The organism is Paraburkholderia sp. RAU2J, from assembly GCF_003634845.1.
GTDB classification, from domain to species: Bacteria; Pseudomonadota; Gammaproteobacteria; order Burkholderiales; family Burkholderiaceae; genus Paraburkholderia; species Paraburkholderia fynbosensis.
In genome coordinates this window covers 763697-780856 of the sequence record NZ_RBXG01000002.1, presented here as the reverse complement: position 1 = coordinate 780856, position 17160 = coordinate 763697, and the positions used below count along the sequence as shown (strand labels likewise).

The 17160-nt window shown below is 61.8% G+C and carries 13 protein-coding genes; 2 read left to right on the top strand and 11 right to left on the bottom strand.

Annotated features, from left to right (window positions below):
* Nucleotides 1–5: 5 nt before the first annotated feature.
* The 11 genes from B0G69_RS20960 to B0G69_RS20910 form a co-directional block, all read right to left on the bottom strand.
* The gene (locus B0G69_RS20960; protein ID WP_121320639.1) at nt 6–569 is read right to left on the bottom strand and encodes a GNAT family N-acetyltransferase; all 564 of its coding nucleotides are present in this window, start codon (nt 567–569) and stop codon (nt 6–8) included.
* Nucleotides 566–1087, bottom strand: coding sequence for a GNAT family N-acetyltransferase (locus tag B0G69_RS20955; RefSeq protein ID WP_241991420.1), 522 nt, complete (start codon nt 1085–1087; stop codon nt 566–568). Before B0G69_RS20955 ends, B0G69_RS20960 begins: the two co-directional genes overlap by 4 nt.
* A gap of 94 nt (nt 1088–1181) precedes the next feature.
* Nucleotides 1182–2570 carry a TldD/PmbA family protein gene (locus B0G69_RS20950; RefSeq protein WP_241991419.1) on the bottom strand — a complete coding sequence of 463 codons (1389 nt, stop codon included), beginning with the start codon at nt 2568–2570 and terminating at the stop codon, nt 1182–1184.
* Nucleotides 2567–4006: a TldD/PmbA family protein gene (locus tag B0G69_RS20945; protein ID WP_121320635.1), complete on the bottom strand. Its 1440-nt coding sequence runs from the start codon at nt 4004–4006 to the stop codon at nt 2567–2569. Before B0G69_RS20945 ends, B0G69_RS20950 begins: the two co-directional genes overlap by 4 nt.
* Entirely contained in the window at nt 4003–5649 is a 1647-nt protein-coding gene (locus B0G69_RS20940) for a dipeptide ABC transporter ATP-binding protein (RefSeq protein ID WP_121320633.1), read from the bottom strand. Before B0G69_RS20940 ends, B0G69_RS20945 begins: the two co-directional genes overlap by 4 nt.
* On the bottom strand, nt 5649–6761 hold the full coding sequence (locus tag B0G69_RS20935; protein WP_121320631.1) for an ABC transporter permease: 1113 nt from the start codon (nt 6759–6761) through the stop codon (nt 5649–5651). Before B0G69_RS20935 ends, B0G69_RS20940 begins: the two co-directional genes overlap by 1 nt.
* Nucleotides 6715–7767 (bottom strand): ABC transporter permease subunit, encoded by a 1053-nt coding sequence (locus B0G69_RS20930; protein ID WP_121320629.1) that lies wholly within the window; start codon nt 7765–7767, stop codon nt 6715–6717. The genes B0G69_RS20935 and B0G69_RS20930 overlap by 47 nt, the downstream gene beginning before the upstream one ends.
* 7 nt (nt 7768–7774) lie before the next feature.
* Nucleotides 7775–9673 carry an extracellular solute-binding protein gene (locus B0G69_RS20925; RefSeq protein ID WP_199731387.1) on the bottom strand — a complete coding sequence of 633 codons (1899 nt, stop codon included), beginning with the start codon at nt 9671–9673 and terminating at the stop codon, nt 7775–7777.
* A 176-nt stretch (nt 9674–9849) separates the two neighbouring features.
* A complete protein-coding gene (locus B0G69_RS42795) occupies nt 9850–10593 on the bottom strand; it encodes an energy transducer TonB (protein ID WP_121320627.1) in 744 nt (247 codons plus the stop codon).
* On the bottom strand, nt 10590–11009 hold the full coding sequence (locus tag B0G69_RS20915; RefSeq protein WP_121320625.1) for a biopolymer transporter ExbD: 420 nt from the start codon (nt 11007–11009) through the stop codon (nt 10590–10592). The genes B0G69_RS42795 and B0G69_RS20915 overlap by 4 nt, the downstream gene beginning before the upstream one ends.
* Before the next feature lie 24 nt (nt 11010–11033).
* Nucleotides 11034–11645 (bottom strand): MotA/TolQ/ExbB proton channel family protein, encoded by a 612-nt coding sequence (locus B0G69_RS20910; RefSeq protein WP_121320623.1) that lies wholly within the window; start codon nt 11643–11645, stop codon nt 11034–11036.
* Between the two features lie 1070 nt (nt 11646–12715).
* Between B0G69_RS20910 and B0G69_RS20905 the strand changes: the two genes are divergently transcribed.
* Together B0G69_RS20905 and B0G69_RS20900 are read left to right on the top strand one after the other, a co-directional pair.
* The gene (locus tag B0G69_RS20905; protein WP_121320621.1) at nt 12716–15406 is read left to right on the top strand and encodes a TonB-dependent receptor; all 2691 of its coding nucleotides are present in this window, start codon (nt 12716–12718) and stop codon (nt 15404–15406) included.
* A gap of 130 nt (nt 15407–15536) precedes the next feature.
* Nucleotides 15537–17153, top strand: a complete 1617-nt coding sequence (locus B0G69_RS20900; RefSeq protein ID WP_121320619.1) for a peptide ABC transporter substrate-binding protein — start codon at nt 15537–15539, stop codon at nt 17151–17153.
* Nucleotides 17154–17160: the final 7 nt, after the last annotated feature.

Here is a 17160-nt window from a genome sequence, read left to right as displayed (position 1 = left end):
CATGCTCACGCGTGTGGGTTCGGTGCCAGCGCGACCGGCGAAGCGAACACCGGCGCATCGGCGAAACGGGCCATATGGAATGCATCGACCAGCTTGCCGTCGCGCATCGCGAACGCTGGCGAGCGTCCTTCCTCGATGAAACCGAAGCGTTGATACAGAGCGATCGCGCGGTGGTTGTCGACGAACACGGTCAACTCCAGCCGACGCAGGCCGAGCAGCGTATCCGCGCACTCGACGGCCGCCGCGAGCAGCGCCGTGCCGACGCCGCGCCCGACGTAATCGTCATGCACGGCGATACCGATTCCCGCGCAATGCGCCATCCGGTGCATGCGCGGCAACACGTCGATCATCCCGACCACGCGACCGCCCGCCTGCGCGCACAGTCCGAGCGTGTTCGCGGGCATTTTTTCGAGCCAGCTCCCGACCGTCGCGTTCGAGCGATACGGCGTCTGCAACGTGCCATGCCGCGCGCCGGGGCAGTTCATCAACGAAGTGATCGCGTCGAGGTCGGACACTTCGCGGGCGCGGATAATCACATGCGCCGTGTCGGGTTCTAACGAGACGTTCATACGGCCGCCTCGATTTCCGCTTGCAGATGACCCATCGGCGCGCGTAAGCGGCCCATGAACACCGAGTCGATCAGCATGCCGTCGCGCAGCACGGCGCCGCGAAAGGTCGCTTCGTGCGAAAAACCGAACTTGCGGTACAGCGCAATCGCGCGATGGTTGTCGGCGAACACGTTCAGCTCGAGTCGGCGCAGCCCGTACCAGTTGTCGGCGGCATCGATCAGTTCGGCCATCAGTCGCGTGCCGACGCCCTTGCCCTGCCAGTCGTCGTGCACGCTGATACCCAGCCAGCCGCTATGCGCGCGACGCAGCGCGCCCGGATGCAGATCGGCCGAGCCGACCAGCGTATCGCCAACCAGCGCTGCAATCGCCATCGACGGCGCCGCGAGCTTCGCGAGCCAGCCTTGAGTCTGCAGCAAGGTCGGATACGGACGCATCGGGTTCTGGCGCATCACACCGGGGCATGAATGCAGCGCGTGGAGTTGCGCGGCGTCGTCCGGATGCAGCGGCCTGATGCTCATCTCGACCGGTTCGGCCCCGAACCGTGTCGTGCTCTCAAATATTGTCGTTGGTTCTGTCATTGTTATGGCCTTCAATCTGTCATCGGAAACTCACTCACAGCGTCAGTTCAAACGAGCGTGCCAGCAAGCCGGGCAGTTTCCAGCCGCCGGTCTGCCGCTCGCCCTCCGTTCCATCGTTCAGCAGCAGTTCCGGCTGGGCGTCGAGACGTTCGAGTTCGCTCGACAGCAAACGGTACAGGCTGTCGTCGAAACGCATCGCGTCGACCGGCGCGACGATCTGGCCGCGCTCGACCCAGAACGTCGCGAAACGCGTCATGCCGGTCAACCGGCAATTCATCCGGTCAGAAAAATTCACGTACCAGAGATTGCCAACATACAGGCCAGTATCGATTGCGGCAAGGATATCGGCGGCGTCGAGATCGCCGCCCGCCATCGCCAGCGACTCGGGCGTTTCGCTGGCGAGCGCGCCGTTCGGCGTCAAACCGTATTCGCGCGCGCTACGGGCGTTGGTCAGTTGCCCAGCGTTGCGGCCGTCGTGAATCAACGGCACGCTGTCGCGCTGATAACCGTCTTCGTTGAAGCGCGGCGTGATATTCAGGCTCAGGTCTTCGGTCATCGACACGCGCGGATCGAGCGCGACCTCGCCGCTGTGCAGCCGGTAAAGCGGGCTGCGCGCGGTGGCGTTCGCGCGCGCGGAAAACCCGCCCCACGACGCCGCGCCGACCAGTTCCTGCATCGCCGACGGCGCCAAATACGTGCGATAGCGCCCCGGCGACAACGCGCGCGGCGTGTGTCCAAGCACCGGCAAACGTGCGGCGGCCTGTTCTACCTTCGCGGCGAACACGCTGTCGTCCCAGTGGTCGCTGGTGTACGCGCTTTTGATCGCACGGCCGCTCGGGTCGTACAACGACCAGCTAAAGCTGAAGTTGCTGACTTCGTACCAGCCGCGACTGCCGCGCGACGACGAGAAGCCGCGCACCATCGAGCCACCTGCATAGAAGCCGACGAAATCGAGTCCGCGCGCGCTTTCGGTGACGATCCGCAACAGTGCGTCGGGCGCGGGCAGCTTGCCGCTGCGGCGCGTCGATTGGGTCCATTGGGTGGCGTCGTACAACAGATGCGGGTCGTCGGGCGCATCGCGCAAGCCGTCGCGCAATGTATTCAGCGCATCGGCGATATCGCGCAGATCCGTCGCTGGATCGCCGCATACCGTGAAGCTCGAATACGCCTGCCTGGCGCCGTCGATCAGGCGGAGGGTCAGTTTGCCTTGCGACACCTGGCCGATCTGCCGAACCTTGCCACCGTTGAAGCGGATAAAGTCGGATTGCTCCGCCGACAGCCGCGTCAACGCCACTTCGTCGCCGCTCAGCAACGTGTCGATCGCGTCGGCGAGCAGCGCGAAATGCGCGTGCCAATCCGGCGACTGCGCGTTCGAGGCGAAATCGAAGCCGCTCGATGCATTGACCGCATTGGTTGTAGTCATCGCGCGCCTCCGAATACATCGACATGCCTGAACACGCACGGCGGCGACGCATGGCCGACGCGCACCAGCTGCACCGGTTCGCCTTTGCCGCACATCGACGTGCCAAACACTTCGCGCGTGCCGGCATTGCCGACCGCGCTCAGGCTGCGCCAGAAATTCGCGGATATGCCGCGATAATTCGGTTGCTTGACGATTTGCGTGAGCTTGCCGTTTTCGATCAACTGGCCGAACTCGCAGCCGAATTGAAACTTGTTGCGGTGATCGTCGATCGACCACGACGTATTGGTGCGCATCAGGATACCGTGTTCGATGCCGGAAATCATTTCGCCCAGCGTGCTGGTTCCCGGTTCGATATTCAGGTTCGCCATCCGGTCGATCGGCGCGCGATTCCAGCTCGACGCACGCGAATTCGCGACGCCCGCCATCTTTGCGCGCTGTTGCGATAGCGCGCCACCGAGCGGACGTTCGAGCACGCCATCGCGAATCAGATACTGTTTGCGCGCTTCAGTGCCGTCGTCGTCGAATGCGTACGACGCGGCTTCTTCGCGCAACGACGGATCGAATGTCACGTTGAGCAGTTCCGAGCCGTAACGGTAGGTGCCGAACATGTCCGGCTTCACGAAACTCCATCCGGCAAAGTTGCGTTCGTCGCCGAGAATCCGGTCGAGTTCGAGCGGATGCCCGATCGATTCGTGAATCTGCAACATCATCTGATCGGGCATCAGCAGCAGGTCGCGCGGACCAGCCGGACAGTTCGGCGCGGCCAGCAAGGTCAGCGCGTCGATGGCGAGCCGCACGCCTGCGCCGTCGAACGCGTAGCGGTCCAGCACTTCGACGCCGCCTTGCGCGAGCGTGCCGTAATTGCCGCCGAGCGTGCGCACCTGCGTGTCGCCGTTCGCGTGCGCCGCGACGCTCATTTCCGGCATCACGAGGCAAAAGCGCTGGTCGATTCGCGCGCCGTCGCTGGTCAGATAAACCTGTTCGGTGCGCGTGATCTGCACGGATGCCGTGCGCTCGACGATCCGGTCGTCGATTTTCGCGGCGGCGCATTCGTGCGCGAGACGCGCGAGCCATTCGCCGCGCGTCGGCAGCGGCTGGTCGGCATTGGGCGAGACATACGCGCCGCTCAGCGCTTCGCGCGACACCGTGCGATGGTCGATCAGCGATGCGCCGGCGCTCGCCAGCGCACGTTGCGTCGCGATATCAAGCGCAGCCTGCAAGCCCGCGATGGACAGATCCGTGGTTGCCGCATAGCCTGCGCCCGCGCCGGCCCACGCGCTCAGCATGGCGCCGCGTTCGCGCTGCGTGCGCAGCGGCTGCGCGACGTCGTTGCGCACTTCGTGGTCGTCGATCTGTTCATCGACAATCCGTAAGGACCAGAACGCCGCGTTGCTCTTCAACGCACGGGCGGCCTGCGCCCAGCGCGATTCGCTCATTGCAATACCTCGGGTTCGTCGTGCTCCGGCGCGATCATCGACGCGGCGAGCAACGACTGCGTATAAGGATGTGACGGCGCATGCAGCACGTCGAGCGTGTCTCCCGCCTCGACCACGCGGCCGTCCTTCATCACGATCACGCGATGCGCCATCGCACGCATCACCGCCAGATCATGGGTGATCAATAGATAGCTTAACCGGTACTTCTTCTGCAAGCCCGCCAACAACTTAAGCACCTGTTGCTGGATCGACACATCGAGCGCGCTGGTCGGCTCGTCGAGGACCAGCACTTCCGGTTCGACCGCCAACGCACGCGCGATCGCTATGCGCTGCCGCTGACCGCCGGAAAACTCGTGCGGATAGCGCAGCATCGATTCTTGCGGCATGCCCACTTCTTCGAGCATCGTCCCCACCCGCGCGCGGCGCGTGCGCGCATCGATGTCCGGCCGGTGCACCTCGATCCATTCCCCGACGATCTGCTCGACCGTCATACGCGGCGATAGCGACCCGAACGGGTCCTGAAACACCACCTGCATCCGCGAGTACAACGCGCGGCGCGAGTTCGCGCCCCGCAAAGCCGACAACGGCGCGCCGTCGACATGGATATGACCGGCGGCGGGCCGTTGCAGACCGAGCAGCGTCGCCGCCAGCGTCGATTTTCCGGAGCCCGATTCTCCGACCACGCCGAGCGTCTCACCGCGACGCAGCGTCAGATCGACGTCGTGCACCGCGCGAAACGTCGAACCGCTGAGCAGCGAGCGCCAGCCTTTCGCGGCCGTCCGGTAATCGACCGCGAGGCCTTGCACCTCGAGCACCCGACGCGCGTGCGGTTCGATCGGCTCGATCTCGCGATGCGGTTCGCTGTCGAGCAAGCGCTGCGTGTAAGGATGCTGCGGCGCTGCGAACAGCGCCTGGGTCGTATTGGTTTCGACCAGCACACCCTTTTCCATTACCGCCACGCGTTGGGCGAAGCGGCGCACGAGATTCAGGTCGTGCGTGATCAGCAGCACCGCCATGCCGCGATCGGCGGCTTCCTGTTCCTGCAACTCGATCAGCAGATCGACGATCTGCTGACGCACGGTGACGTCGAGCGCGGTAGTGGGTTCGTCGGCGAGCAGCAGGCGCGGACGGCACGCGAGCGCCATCGCGATCATCGCGCGCTGGCGTTGTCCGCCGGATAGTTGATGCGGGTAGCTGTCGATCCGCCTTTCCGGCTCGGGAATGCCGGTACGGCGCAGCAGTTCGATGCCGCGTGCGCGCGCCGCGTTCGACCGCAAACCTTCATGCAAACGCAGGCTTTCGGCGATCTGCTGACCGATCGTGAACAGCGGATTGAGCGCGGTCATCGGCTCCTGAAACACCATCGCGAGGTCGGCGCCGCGAATCCCGCGCATCTGCTGCTCGGTTTTTTGTAATAGATCGACGCCGTCGAGACGGATCTGGCCGCTGGTCTGCGCATGTTCGACGAGGCGCAGGATCGACAGCGCCGTGACGCTCTTGCCCGAACCGGATTCGCCGACCAGCGCAACCCGCTCGCCGCGCCCGATCGTCAGATTCAGTTCGCGAACCGCGATCTTGTCGCCGAAACGGATCGAGAACGTGTCGATTTCCAGCAAAGGCTTGTGCAACGTTGCGTCGCTCATCACTTCCTCCCGCCGAACGCCGAGCCGCGTGAACGGGCGTCGAGCGCATTGCGCAACGCGTCGCCCATGAACGTCAGCAGCAACAATGTGATCACCAGCGCGGCAAACGCAGATGCCGAAATCCACCATGCGTCGAGGTTGTTCTTGCCTTCCTGAAGCAGTTCGCCCAGGCTCGGCGTGGGCGGTGCGACACCCAGCCCCAGAAAGTCCAGACTTGTCAGCGACAGAATCGCGGCGCTCATCCGGAACGGCAGGAAGGTGATAACCGGCGTCATGCTGTTCGGCAGCAGATGACGCCAGATGATCTGCCAGTTGCTCAAACCCATCGTGCGCGCGGCGCGAACGTAATCGAGCGAACGGTTGCGCAGGAATTCGGCGCGCACATAGTCGGACAACACCAGCCAGCCGAACATCGACAGCAGGATAAACAGCAGCCACAAACTCGGCTCGAAGATCGACGCGAAGATGATCAGCAGATACAGGTCCGGCATCGAACTCCATACTTCGATCAGGCGCTGCCCGATCAGGTCGGTGCGGCCGCCGTAAAAGCCTTGCAACGCACCCGCCAGCACGCCCAGCACGATACCCGACACCGTCAGCGCAAGCGCCATCAACACCGACAGCCTGAAGCCGTACAGCAATCGCGACAGCACGTCGCGGCCGTATTGATCGGTGCCGAGCCAGTTGGTCGCGGACGGCGACGCGGGAAACGGCCGCGTCGCGAAGTAATCGATCGTGTCGTAGTGGTAGTGATTCGGCGGGTAGATCGCGAAGTTGCCTTTCTCCGTCAACTGCTTGCGGATAAACGGATCAAGATAGTTCGCGCGGGTCGGAAAATCGCCGCCGAACGTCGTTTCCGGATAGTCCTTCACGATCGGAAAATAGTCATGGCCGTCGTAACGGACCATCAGCGGCCGGTCATTCGCAAGCACTTCGCCGAGCAGGCTCAGCACGAACAGCGTTGCGAACACGATCAGGCTCCAGTAACCAAGCTTCTGCTGGCGGAAACGCTGCCATACGCGTCGCCCAGGCGACACGGACACCGGCAACGCGCCGGGCGGCAGATTATCGGTCCAGGCTGTTGAATTGGATGCGGGGGTCGACGAGGACATAGCAGACGTCAGCAATGAGTTTGGTCACGAGACCAATCAGCGTGAACAGGAACAGCGAACCCAGCACGACCGGATAGTCGCGGCGGATCACCGAGTCATAAGACAGTTGGCCCATGCCGTCGAGCGAAAACAGCGTTTCGATCAGCAGGTTACCGTTCAGGAAGGCGCCGATAAACGCGGCGGGCAACCCGGTCAGCAGCGGAATCGCGGCGTTGCGCAATACGTGCTTCCACAGCACGTCACGCTTCGGCGCGCCTTTCGCCCGCGCGGTCAGCACGTATTGACGACCAATCTCTTCGAGAAACGTATTCTTGGTCAGGATCGTGACGATCGCGAAGTTGCCAACCACCGACGCCGTCACCGGCAACACGATGTGCCACAGATAATCGAGCACCTTGCCGAACGCGCTGAGTTCGTCGAAGTTATCGGACGTGAGGCCGCGCATCGGGAAGACCTGCCAGAAGGTGCCGCCGCCAAACAGCATCAGCAGCAGCACGCCGAACACGAAGCCCGGAATCGCGTAGCCGGTCAGCACCATCACGCTGGTGGCGGTATCGAAGCGCGAGCCATTGCGCACCGCTTTCGCAATCCCGAGCGGCACCGACACGATGTAGGTCAGCACGACCGTCCATAACCCGAGCGTGATCGACACGGGCAGTTTCGAGCGGATCACCGCCCACACGCTCTGATGGTGATAGTAGGACTGGCCGAGATCGAAACTCGCGTAGTCCCTCAGCATCTTCAGATAGCGCGTCAGCGGCGGTTTGTCGAAGCCGAACTGCTTCTTGATCTGCTCGATCTGCTGCGGATCGACGCCCTGGCTGCCGTGATACGCGCTGCCGCCGCCTCCGCCTTCGCCGCCGCGCTGCTGGCCGTGACGCAACTGCGTCATCATCTGTTCGACCGGACCGCCCGGCACGAACTGCGTCACGAAGAAAGTCAGCGTGACGACGCCGATCAGCGTCGGGATCATCAGCAGCAGACGTTTGATGATGTAGATAAACATAAGCCCCTCACTTCGCCTCGGCGGTATTGGCCGCAGCGGACGGCGTCTTGCGATACCAGTAGCTGACGATCCAGTCCTCGCCCTGGAAACTGACCGGCGTCACCGACGGGTAGCCGAGGGTGCTTTTGTACGCGATCCGCGTATCCGGCGCGAAATATTCGGGCACCAGGTAATAGCCGTTGATCAGCACGCGGTCGAGCGCATGGGTCGCGGTTTCGAGTTCGTTCAGCGTGGTCGCGTGGGTCACCGCGCGCACCAGCGCATCGACCGCCGGCGACCTCACGCCCGGATAGTTCTCCGAGCCGACCTGGGACGCCGATGCGCTGCTGAAACGACGCTCCAGTTCTGAACCGGGAATCGTCACGCGCAGATAGACGAACGTCGTCATATCGAACTCGAAGTTGTCGATCCGCTTCTGATACAACGCACTATCTATCTCGCGCATATGCGCATCGATGCCGAGCAATTGCAGGTTGCGCATATACGGCAGCAGTACGCGATCCATGCCCGGCTGATCGTCGATGATTTCGATCGACATCGGGTTGCCGTGCGCGTCGCGCAACTGGCCGTCGCGCACTGTCCAACCCGCTTCGGCGAGCAGGCCGCGCGCTTCGCGCAGGTTCTCGCGCAACGAGTGCGGCGCGATCGTGTCGGCCTGCCTGACCATTGGACCGAACACGGCCGCCGGCAAACTCGCGCGATACGGGTCGAGCAGCGTGAGTTCGGCAGCGGTCGGCGCGCCTTGCGCGGCGAACGGGCTATCGTCGAAGTAGCTGTTGGTGCGCCGGTACTGGCCGTAGAAGGTCATCCGGTTCAGCCAGTCGTAGTCGAACGCGAGTGCAAGGGCATGCCGCACCCGCACATCCGAAAACATCGGCTTGCGCGTGTTGAACATCAGCCCCTGCATCTGCGCGCCGTGATCCGGAAACAGTTTGCGCTGCAACACGCCGTTCTCGAAGTTCTTGCCGATATAACGGCGCGCCCACTGCATCGAACTGTATTCGACCATCACGTCGGTATCGAGCGCTTTCAGCGACTCGAGCTGCGTGTAATGATCGTGATAGAGCTTGAACGCGACGCGCGCGAAATGGTACATGCCGCGCCGCGACGGCAAATTTGCGGCCCAGTAAGCCGGATTGCGACGGTAGACGATCTGCGTGTCGTTCTTGCGCTGCTCGATCAGATACGGGCCGCTCGACACCGGCGGCACGTTGGTCAACTGATCGAACGCGATGCGCGTGCCGTTGGCTTGCATCGCCCACTTGCGCGAGAAAACCGGCAGGTCGCCTGCGATCAACGGCGCGTCGCGTTCCACGTGCCTGAAGTCGAAGCGCACCCGCGACGGGTCGAGCACCGTGGCGCGGCTGATCACCGCGAACTGCGAGTTGAACAGCGGCGACGCCTGCGGGCTGGTCAGCGTATCGAACGAATACTTGACGTCGTCGGCGGTGATCGGATCGCCGTTCGAAAAGCGCGCTCGCGGGTCGATATGAAACACCGCTGATTTACCATCCGGCGCCACCTCGACGTCGTCGGCGATCAATGCGTATTCCGACGCGAGTTCGTCCCAGCTGCGCTGCATCAGCGTATCGAACATCAGATGCAGGATGTCCGGCGCCGGCGCACCACGCGTCAGGAACGGATTCAGCGAATCGTAGCTTTGCGCTTCGTCGTAGTTCTGGAAAACCAGTGTGCCGTCGCTCGGCGCATTCGGGTCCGCGTAGTCGAAATGCGTGAAGCCGGACGGATACTTCGGCGCGTCGTACTGCGCGATCGACGCCCTCGCGAACGCGGGCGCGGTCGTCAACGGCACGACCAGCAGCCCCGCGACGAGCGTCACCGCAACCCGCGTCGCGAACGCCGTAACGACGCGCGCGCGCGGGCCTCGAAACCTGTCGGTTGTCATCATGCGTGTCTGGACGCGCATCGGCTCGTAGCCGACGCACGATGCTTCGAAACCGCGCGGGCAGCGGCGGGTAGCCACCACTCGCGCGGTTCCGGGTTGAAGGCCGGATGGGTAAATTGCGAAGGCCGGAAGTTCGCGTCGAAGCTGAGCTTATTCGTCGTCGTTACTCGTCGTGGCTACTCGTCCTCGGACGGTGTGGTCTTGAACGAGAACTGAACTTCGCCGACATACGGCTCGGCATTCTTCTCGCACTTGTACGCCTTGCCTGCGGCAATCACGGCTTCGTTGAACACCGACGTCGGCGGCGTGACGCGCATGATCTTCACGTCGCTGACATTGCCGTCCGTACCGATCGTCAGATGCGCGATTACGTCCGCCGAAATACCTTCCGTCAATGCCTTGCGCGGAATCACCGGCTGCACCGACTGACAATGACCGCGACCGTCCACCACGCCATGCAGCGCGGGTGGCGCCGGCGACGCGGCCGGTGCCGGAGCAGGTGCCGGCGCAGGTGTCGGCGACGCGACCGTCGGAGCGTTCGGAGCCGGATTCGCCGTGGGCTGGATCACCGGCTGCGGCGTCGGTCGCGGCGGCGGCGGCGTCGGGGTCGGCTTCGGTATTTCGTGCTTCGGCTGCGCTTTTGGCGGCGCCGGCGGCGGCTCCAGCTTCTTCACCTCGGGCGGCGGAGGTGGCGGAGGCGGCGGCGCAATCTGCACGCGCATTTCCTTCGGCGGCGGAGGCGGCGGCGGCTGGAACTTCATGTGCGACACGCCCAGAATCACCAGCGCCTCGACCAGCACCGCAACGCCGATGGCCAGCTTCATGGGCATGCGACCGTGATGCGCCGGCGTCGTCGATGCCCAGAGTGCACCGTCCAGGCGGTTTTGCGGATCTTTCATGTCGATGGCCGGTGAACTCATGTCGTCGGGTTCGTGGCCAATGCAACCGAACTGATGCCCGCCGCGCGCACCAGGTCCATCACCTTGACGATATTCTTGTAGCTCGTGCCTTCGTCGCCGGCAATCGCGACATCTACTTTCTTCGAGTCGTGAACCAGACCTTGCAGACGCGCGGTCAGTTCGTCGGGCGTCACGGGCTTCGAATCCAGATAGATTTCGTCCGTCTTCGTCACGCCGATCGATACCTTGATGGTCTGCTGCAACTGTTCGGCGGTGCTCGATTGCGGCAGGTCGAGCTTGATGCCTGCGCCCTGGATCATCTTCAGCGTCGCGAGCATGAAGAACACCAGCAGGAACATCATGATGTCGATCATCGGGATGATCTCGATGCGCGCTTTCTCTTCACCGCCGAGGTAATGGCTGCGATGGTTTCGCATGGTCCGTCTCCTTGAGTGCGGGCGTCAGACTGCGAAGCGCGATACGAGCAGCGACTTGATGAGGTCGAACTGGTTGACTGTCATCCGGATACGCTTGTTGAAGTAGTTCAGGAAGATCACGCAGATGATCGCGATGGTCAGCCCGCACGCGGTGGCCGTCAGCGCGTGACCGATGCCGCCCGTCACACCGTTCGGGTTCGCGGTGCCGCTCGCGCCGAGCACGTTGAACGATTCGACCATGCCGATGATCGTGCCGAGCAGACCCAGCAACGGGCCGAGCGTCACGGCCGTGTCGAGAATCCAGAGGTTACGGTCGAGACGCGGCAACTGGAACATGATCGTTTCCTCGATCTCGCGTTCGACCACGGCTTCGCTCTTGCCCTTCACTTTCATCGCCGACTTGACGAGTTCGCCTTGCACGGTCTGCTTGTAGTGCTCGGCCACTTTGGCGGCATCGTCGGGATTGGCTGCATCGACGAGTTTCAGGTCATGTTCGAGGGTCCTGCCGGCACGCACGGCACGCGAGAAGAACATGAATCGTTCGATGATGATCGCGATGCCGAGCAGGAAGATGAACGCGAGGAGAGGGATCAGACCCATCGACTGGATCGAGTAGTTAATGAGGGTATTCAGCACTGCGGACTCCGGTTAGTACAGGCTCAAGCGGCCGTTGAATAACGGTAGGTTTCGAGATGCCGGCTGCCTTGTGAGTCGCCGGCTAAAGGCGCGCCACTTATGCAAAGCCCGTACCAGGTCAGGCGACGGGTTTCTCCGTGACGAACGTCGCCAGTCCTTACACGGGACGCTTTGCCTTTTATTTCATGAACTTACCGAGCGCAACAAAGATCTCGCATGCCCGCGGCTTGCGTGGCGCTCGCGCACGCATATAGCAAAACAAATTGATTTTTGTAATTAGAGTAAGTCCGCTTTCCAAGACTTATTCTGCCAAAGCCTTTAATCCTTTATTGCAGAAATGGTGCGAAAAGTCGCACTTGAAGCGTTTTGGTGCAATCTTGGAATAGCTCTAGACAATTTCATTACGTATGCCTTTCATATTACTTTCTGTTTAGTATGACAATAGGCACCAATTGAAGACCAGCTACCGCCCACAAATGCCTACACGCAGCGGGAAGCACCTTACCGAATCATTTTCTTACACTTATTACCGTTCATTTCAATGGCACGCTAATCGCCCCGAATTAGGGAATTTAATTCCCACGGGCCATTTTTTATTTAATGCACCAATTCTGTAATTAAGCATTCGTGCGGTGCGTAAACCGCACCAAATCGTAATAAAAATAGGCCGTCTAACTTTATTTTTTCTAATGGAAACTTTCCTACGTTCTGTTACGCGCGAGAAATGCTTTATTTCCAGCACCAGCCGCGCGACACAATTTTTCGTAAGTCTGAATTCCTAATCAAATCAATCGCTTCGATGCATTTGCGGAGGCCGCTCAAGGCCTTTCCGACGGTCCGCGACTTCACACATGGCATATCTCGTGCTCTTGCTGCGCTCGCTTCAAGACCAAGGCGCGCGTCCGACACGATCGGCGACGCACCCTGGACGGGATGTGCGGGACGGCGCGGGGATGCGCCGGACAGCGAAGAACTCGCTGACGTCAACGCACTGCAGCGCATGCGCAACTCGCGCCTGCGTTTGCGTGATCGTTCAACGGAAGTGGCCTCAACAACAAGAAGGAGCGGAAGTGAAACAAAAGCGATTGGCCTCAGCCATCAAAAGAATCATCGGAGCCGAGCTGGTGTTGACAGCGGCGTTCGTCCCGCTGGCGCACGCACAAAGCCAACCTGATACAGCGGCCGTTCCGACGGCCGCAAGCACGCCAGCGGCGACTGCCCCCGCCGTCAGCAAGCTCGAAAAAGTAGAAGTCACCGGTTCGCTGATCCGCACATCGGATAAGACCGGCAACGTCGAAGTCCAGACCGTTACAGCAAAGGAAATCCAGCAAAGCGGCTACACGACCGTGGCCGACTTCCTGCGCGGCATGTCTGCCAACTCCGCGTCCAGTTGGGGTTCCACCACGATGAACGGCACGGCGCCGGGCGGCTCGGGGATCGCATTGCGCGGTCTGTCCGAGAAGTACACGCTGGTGCTGGTCGACGGCCAACGCGTCGCGAACTACGCACAGGCGGTGAACTTCACCGACACGTTCTTCGACGTCAACACGATCCCGCTGAACATCGTCGATCACATCGAAATCGTGAAGACGGGCGCCGTGTCCGCATACGGTTCCGACGCGATCGCCGGCGTGGTCAACATCATCACGAAGAAGAACTTCCAGGGTCTTCAGATCGACGGGCAGCTCGGCAAGGCACAGCATCCGGGTAACGCTCAGGGCAACTTCAGCGTGCTCGGCGGCTTCGGCGACCTGAACTCGGATCGTTTCAACGTGACGGCAGCCGCCAGCTACTATCGCGATTCCGGTTCGACGCTCGATCAGCGCGACATGACCAAAAACGAAGACTTCAGCCAGTTCCCAGGTGGGTCGGCGGGTCCTCTGGGCCCGAACCAGCAGTCATTCTGGCAACTGCCGGACGGCTCGACCGCCGCGTTGAGCCCATGCCCTCCGGGCAGCACTAACGCGGCGGGCGCATCGTGCGTGTACAAGAACGCGAACACGTACTCGCTGATTCCGCAGACGACGCGTATGAACGCGAAGGTGCGTGGCACCTTCAAGATCAACGACGACATGCAGGCTTACGCCGACTTGTGGGCGAGCCGCAACGAGACGGTCCAGTACTTCGGCAGCCCGGCCATCAGCAGCACGTCGAACGTGTTCAATCCGGCCACCGGCTCGGTGTCGCAACTCAACCGCACGGTGTCGGCGCTGAATCCGTACAACCCGTACGGCGTCGATACGCCGATCAACCTGACCTTCCCGGGCGTTGCCGCGCGGGAAGACACGGTGTCGACGTTCTGGAAGGCGTCGACGGGCGTGAAAGGGTCATTCACCACGCCAAAGGCAGGCGACTGGGACTGGTCGGTGGACTATGGTCATTCGCAGAGCACGGTCGACACGACGTACTCGAACATGATCAACACGGCCGCGCTTGAAAACATCCTCGGCCCGAACGGCGGCTACAACTTCGCGGACCCGGCATCGACGCCGAACGGTCTGAACGGCCTGTTCCAGAACGACTACCAGCAGGCGATCTCGAAGCTCGACAGCGTGACGGCGAAGACCTCGACCGGCAATCTGTTCAAGCTGCCGGCTGGCCCGGTCGGCATCGGTTTCGGTACGGAATTCCGTCACGAAAGCTCGCTGATCAACCCGCGCACGTACTCGTCGCAAGGGATCGTCGTGCCGGCGAACGTTCAGTCCGTCGACGGTGAACGCAACATCGCGGCCGTGTATTACCAGATCGATATTCCGATCATCCACAACCTGACGTTCACGCAAGCGGGCCGCTATGACCACTATAGCGACTTCGGCGGCGCGTTCTCGCCGAACTTCGCACTGCGCTTCCAACCGGTCCAGATGCTGACGACGTACGCGTCGTACAGCCGTGGTTTCCGCGCGCCGACGCTGGTCGAAAACTCGCAGGCAACCTACCTGGCTCACCAGAACCTCGTCGACCCGAACGACCCGAGCGGCGTGCCGACCAAGCACTTCACGACGGAACAGATCAACGGCAATCCGAACCTCCAACCGGAGCACACCAAGAACTACAACATCGGCTTCGAACTGTCGCCGGATGCGTCGACCGATATCGGTGCAGCGTTCTACAAGATTCATATCGACGGCGTGATCGGTACCGACGATCCGAATGCCGTGCTGGATGCCAACGACCCGTCGAGGGTCGTGCGCAATCCTGACGGCACGGTCCGCTACATCTCGCAACAGTTCGTCAACCTCGGCTCGCTGGATACCGACGGCTTCGACATGAATTTCCGCAAGTCGGTCGGCACGAAGTACGGCACGTTCACGCTGTCGGGCGACTGGGCGTACGTGTGGCACTTCAAGCTGAACAGCCCGGGCTCTGCAACGCAGGACTTCGCTGGTAACAACCTCGCGCTGCTGCAACCGTTCGGTGCGTCGAATCCCCGCTGGAAGGGCAACACGAGCCTGACGTGGGATTACCGCAAGATGACCACGACGCTGAGCTGGCAGTACACGGGTCCGTACACCAACGCAGTGGCAGCCGAGTTCGGCGACGGTGGCACGGGTTCGGTGGCGTCGTATAGCCAGTTCAACCTGATGATGACGTATCGCGGCTTCAAGAACTGGACGATCTATGGTGGCATCCAGAACATCTTCGACAGGACGCCGCCGTTCGACGTGGAGTGGCAAGCAACGCCGGACATCACCGGCTACGACCAGTCGCTGTACACGAATCTGGGCCGCTTCTTCCAGATCGGTGCGACCTACCGCTTCTGATCGTCGCAGCGGGCTTTATCGCAGGACCGTAGGTCTCCTCTTGCCTCTTCTTCGTTGTTGAAGAGGATTGGCGGCGGTGCCTCGTGCACCGCCGGCTTTTTTGCTTTACGGATACCACTTGAAATACGCAATGAAACCGATTCACGCTACCCGGACGGCGTTGGCCGCGTTCGCGCTCGCCCTTCTTCCCCCCGCCCACGCCGTGACGGTCCCGCCCGGCGTCACGCTCGCAGCCACTCAGGAACTCACGCGACAAACACCCGTCGAGGCAGAATCGATCGACCCCGCGCATATCGAATCCTGGGCCGCTAATACCATCGGCCTCGACCTGTTCGAAGGCTTGACGCGAATCGCCGCCGACGGTGCGGTCGTGCCGGGCGTCGCGCAATCGTGGAGCCGCAGCGCACCCGACACATGGATCTTCAAGCTGCGCCACAACGCGCGCTGGAGTAACGGCGAGCCGGTCACGGCCGCCGATTTCGTCTATTCATGGCAACGCGTGGTCGATCCGAAGACCGGCTCGAAATACACGATCCTGGTCGAGTTCGTGAAGAACGCGAAGGCGATTCTGGCGGGCAAGGCGCCGCTCTCCAGTCTCGGCGTGCGCGCGGTCGATCCGTACACGGTAGAGGTCAAGACCGAAGACCCGACCGCGTTCTTTCCGCAACTGACCGCAATGTCGACGATGGCGCCGGTGAACCGCGCCACGGTCGCGAAGTACGGCGACGAATGGACCCGTCCCGGCCACATGGTCAGCGACGGTGCGTATGCGTTGAGCGACTGGCAACCGGGCAACCGTCTCGTGATGGTGAAGAACGACAAGTACTGGGATGCGAGCAAGGTCGCGATCACGAAAGTCACCTATCTGCCGATCGAAAGCGACGAAACGGCAATGCGGATGTATCAGGCCGGCCAGTTCGATTACACGTATACGATTCCGTCCGGCATCTATAACCAGGTCAGCAAGCAGTTCGGTTCCGAGCTGAAGACCGGGATGTTTATCGCCACCTACTACTACTCGCTGAACAACGCCGACCCGGCCTTCAGGGACAAGCGCGTGCGCGAGGCGCTATCGATGGTGATCGACCGCAACCTGCTGACGTCTAAACTGACCGCAAGCGGCGAGTTGCCGCTGTACGGCCTGATGGCGAAAGGCACGCAAGGCGCGGCGCAATTCCAGCCCGACTGGGCCGCGTGGCCGATGGCGAAGCGCATTGAAACCGCGCGAGACCTGTTGAAACAGGCGGGCTATTCCGACGCAAAACCGTTGACGTTCACGCTGACATACAACACCAACGACCTGCACAAGAAGGTCGCGCTATTCACGACGTCGGAATGGCGCACCAAGCTCGGCGTCAACGTGAAGCTCGAAAACGTCGAGAACCGCGTGCTGCTGAAAATGCGCCACGACGGCAAGGTGCAGGCGTCGCGCGACGGCTGGTTCGTCGACTACAACGACGCGATGTCGTTCTTCGACCTGATCCGCTGCAACAGCGTGCAGAACGACCAGCACTACTGCAATCCGAAGGTCGATGCGTTGATCGACCAGGCGAACCAGCAGATGGATGAAGCGAAGCGCACCGCGATGCTAACGCAGGCGCACGACGTCGCGATGAACGACTATCCGCTGATTCCGATGTTCCAGTACTCGGCGGTGCGGCTCGTGAAATCGTATGTGGGCGGCTATTCGCCGACCAACTACGTCGATCAGCGGCAGTCGCAGGACATGTACATCATCAAGCACTGAGCGCAAG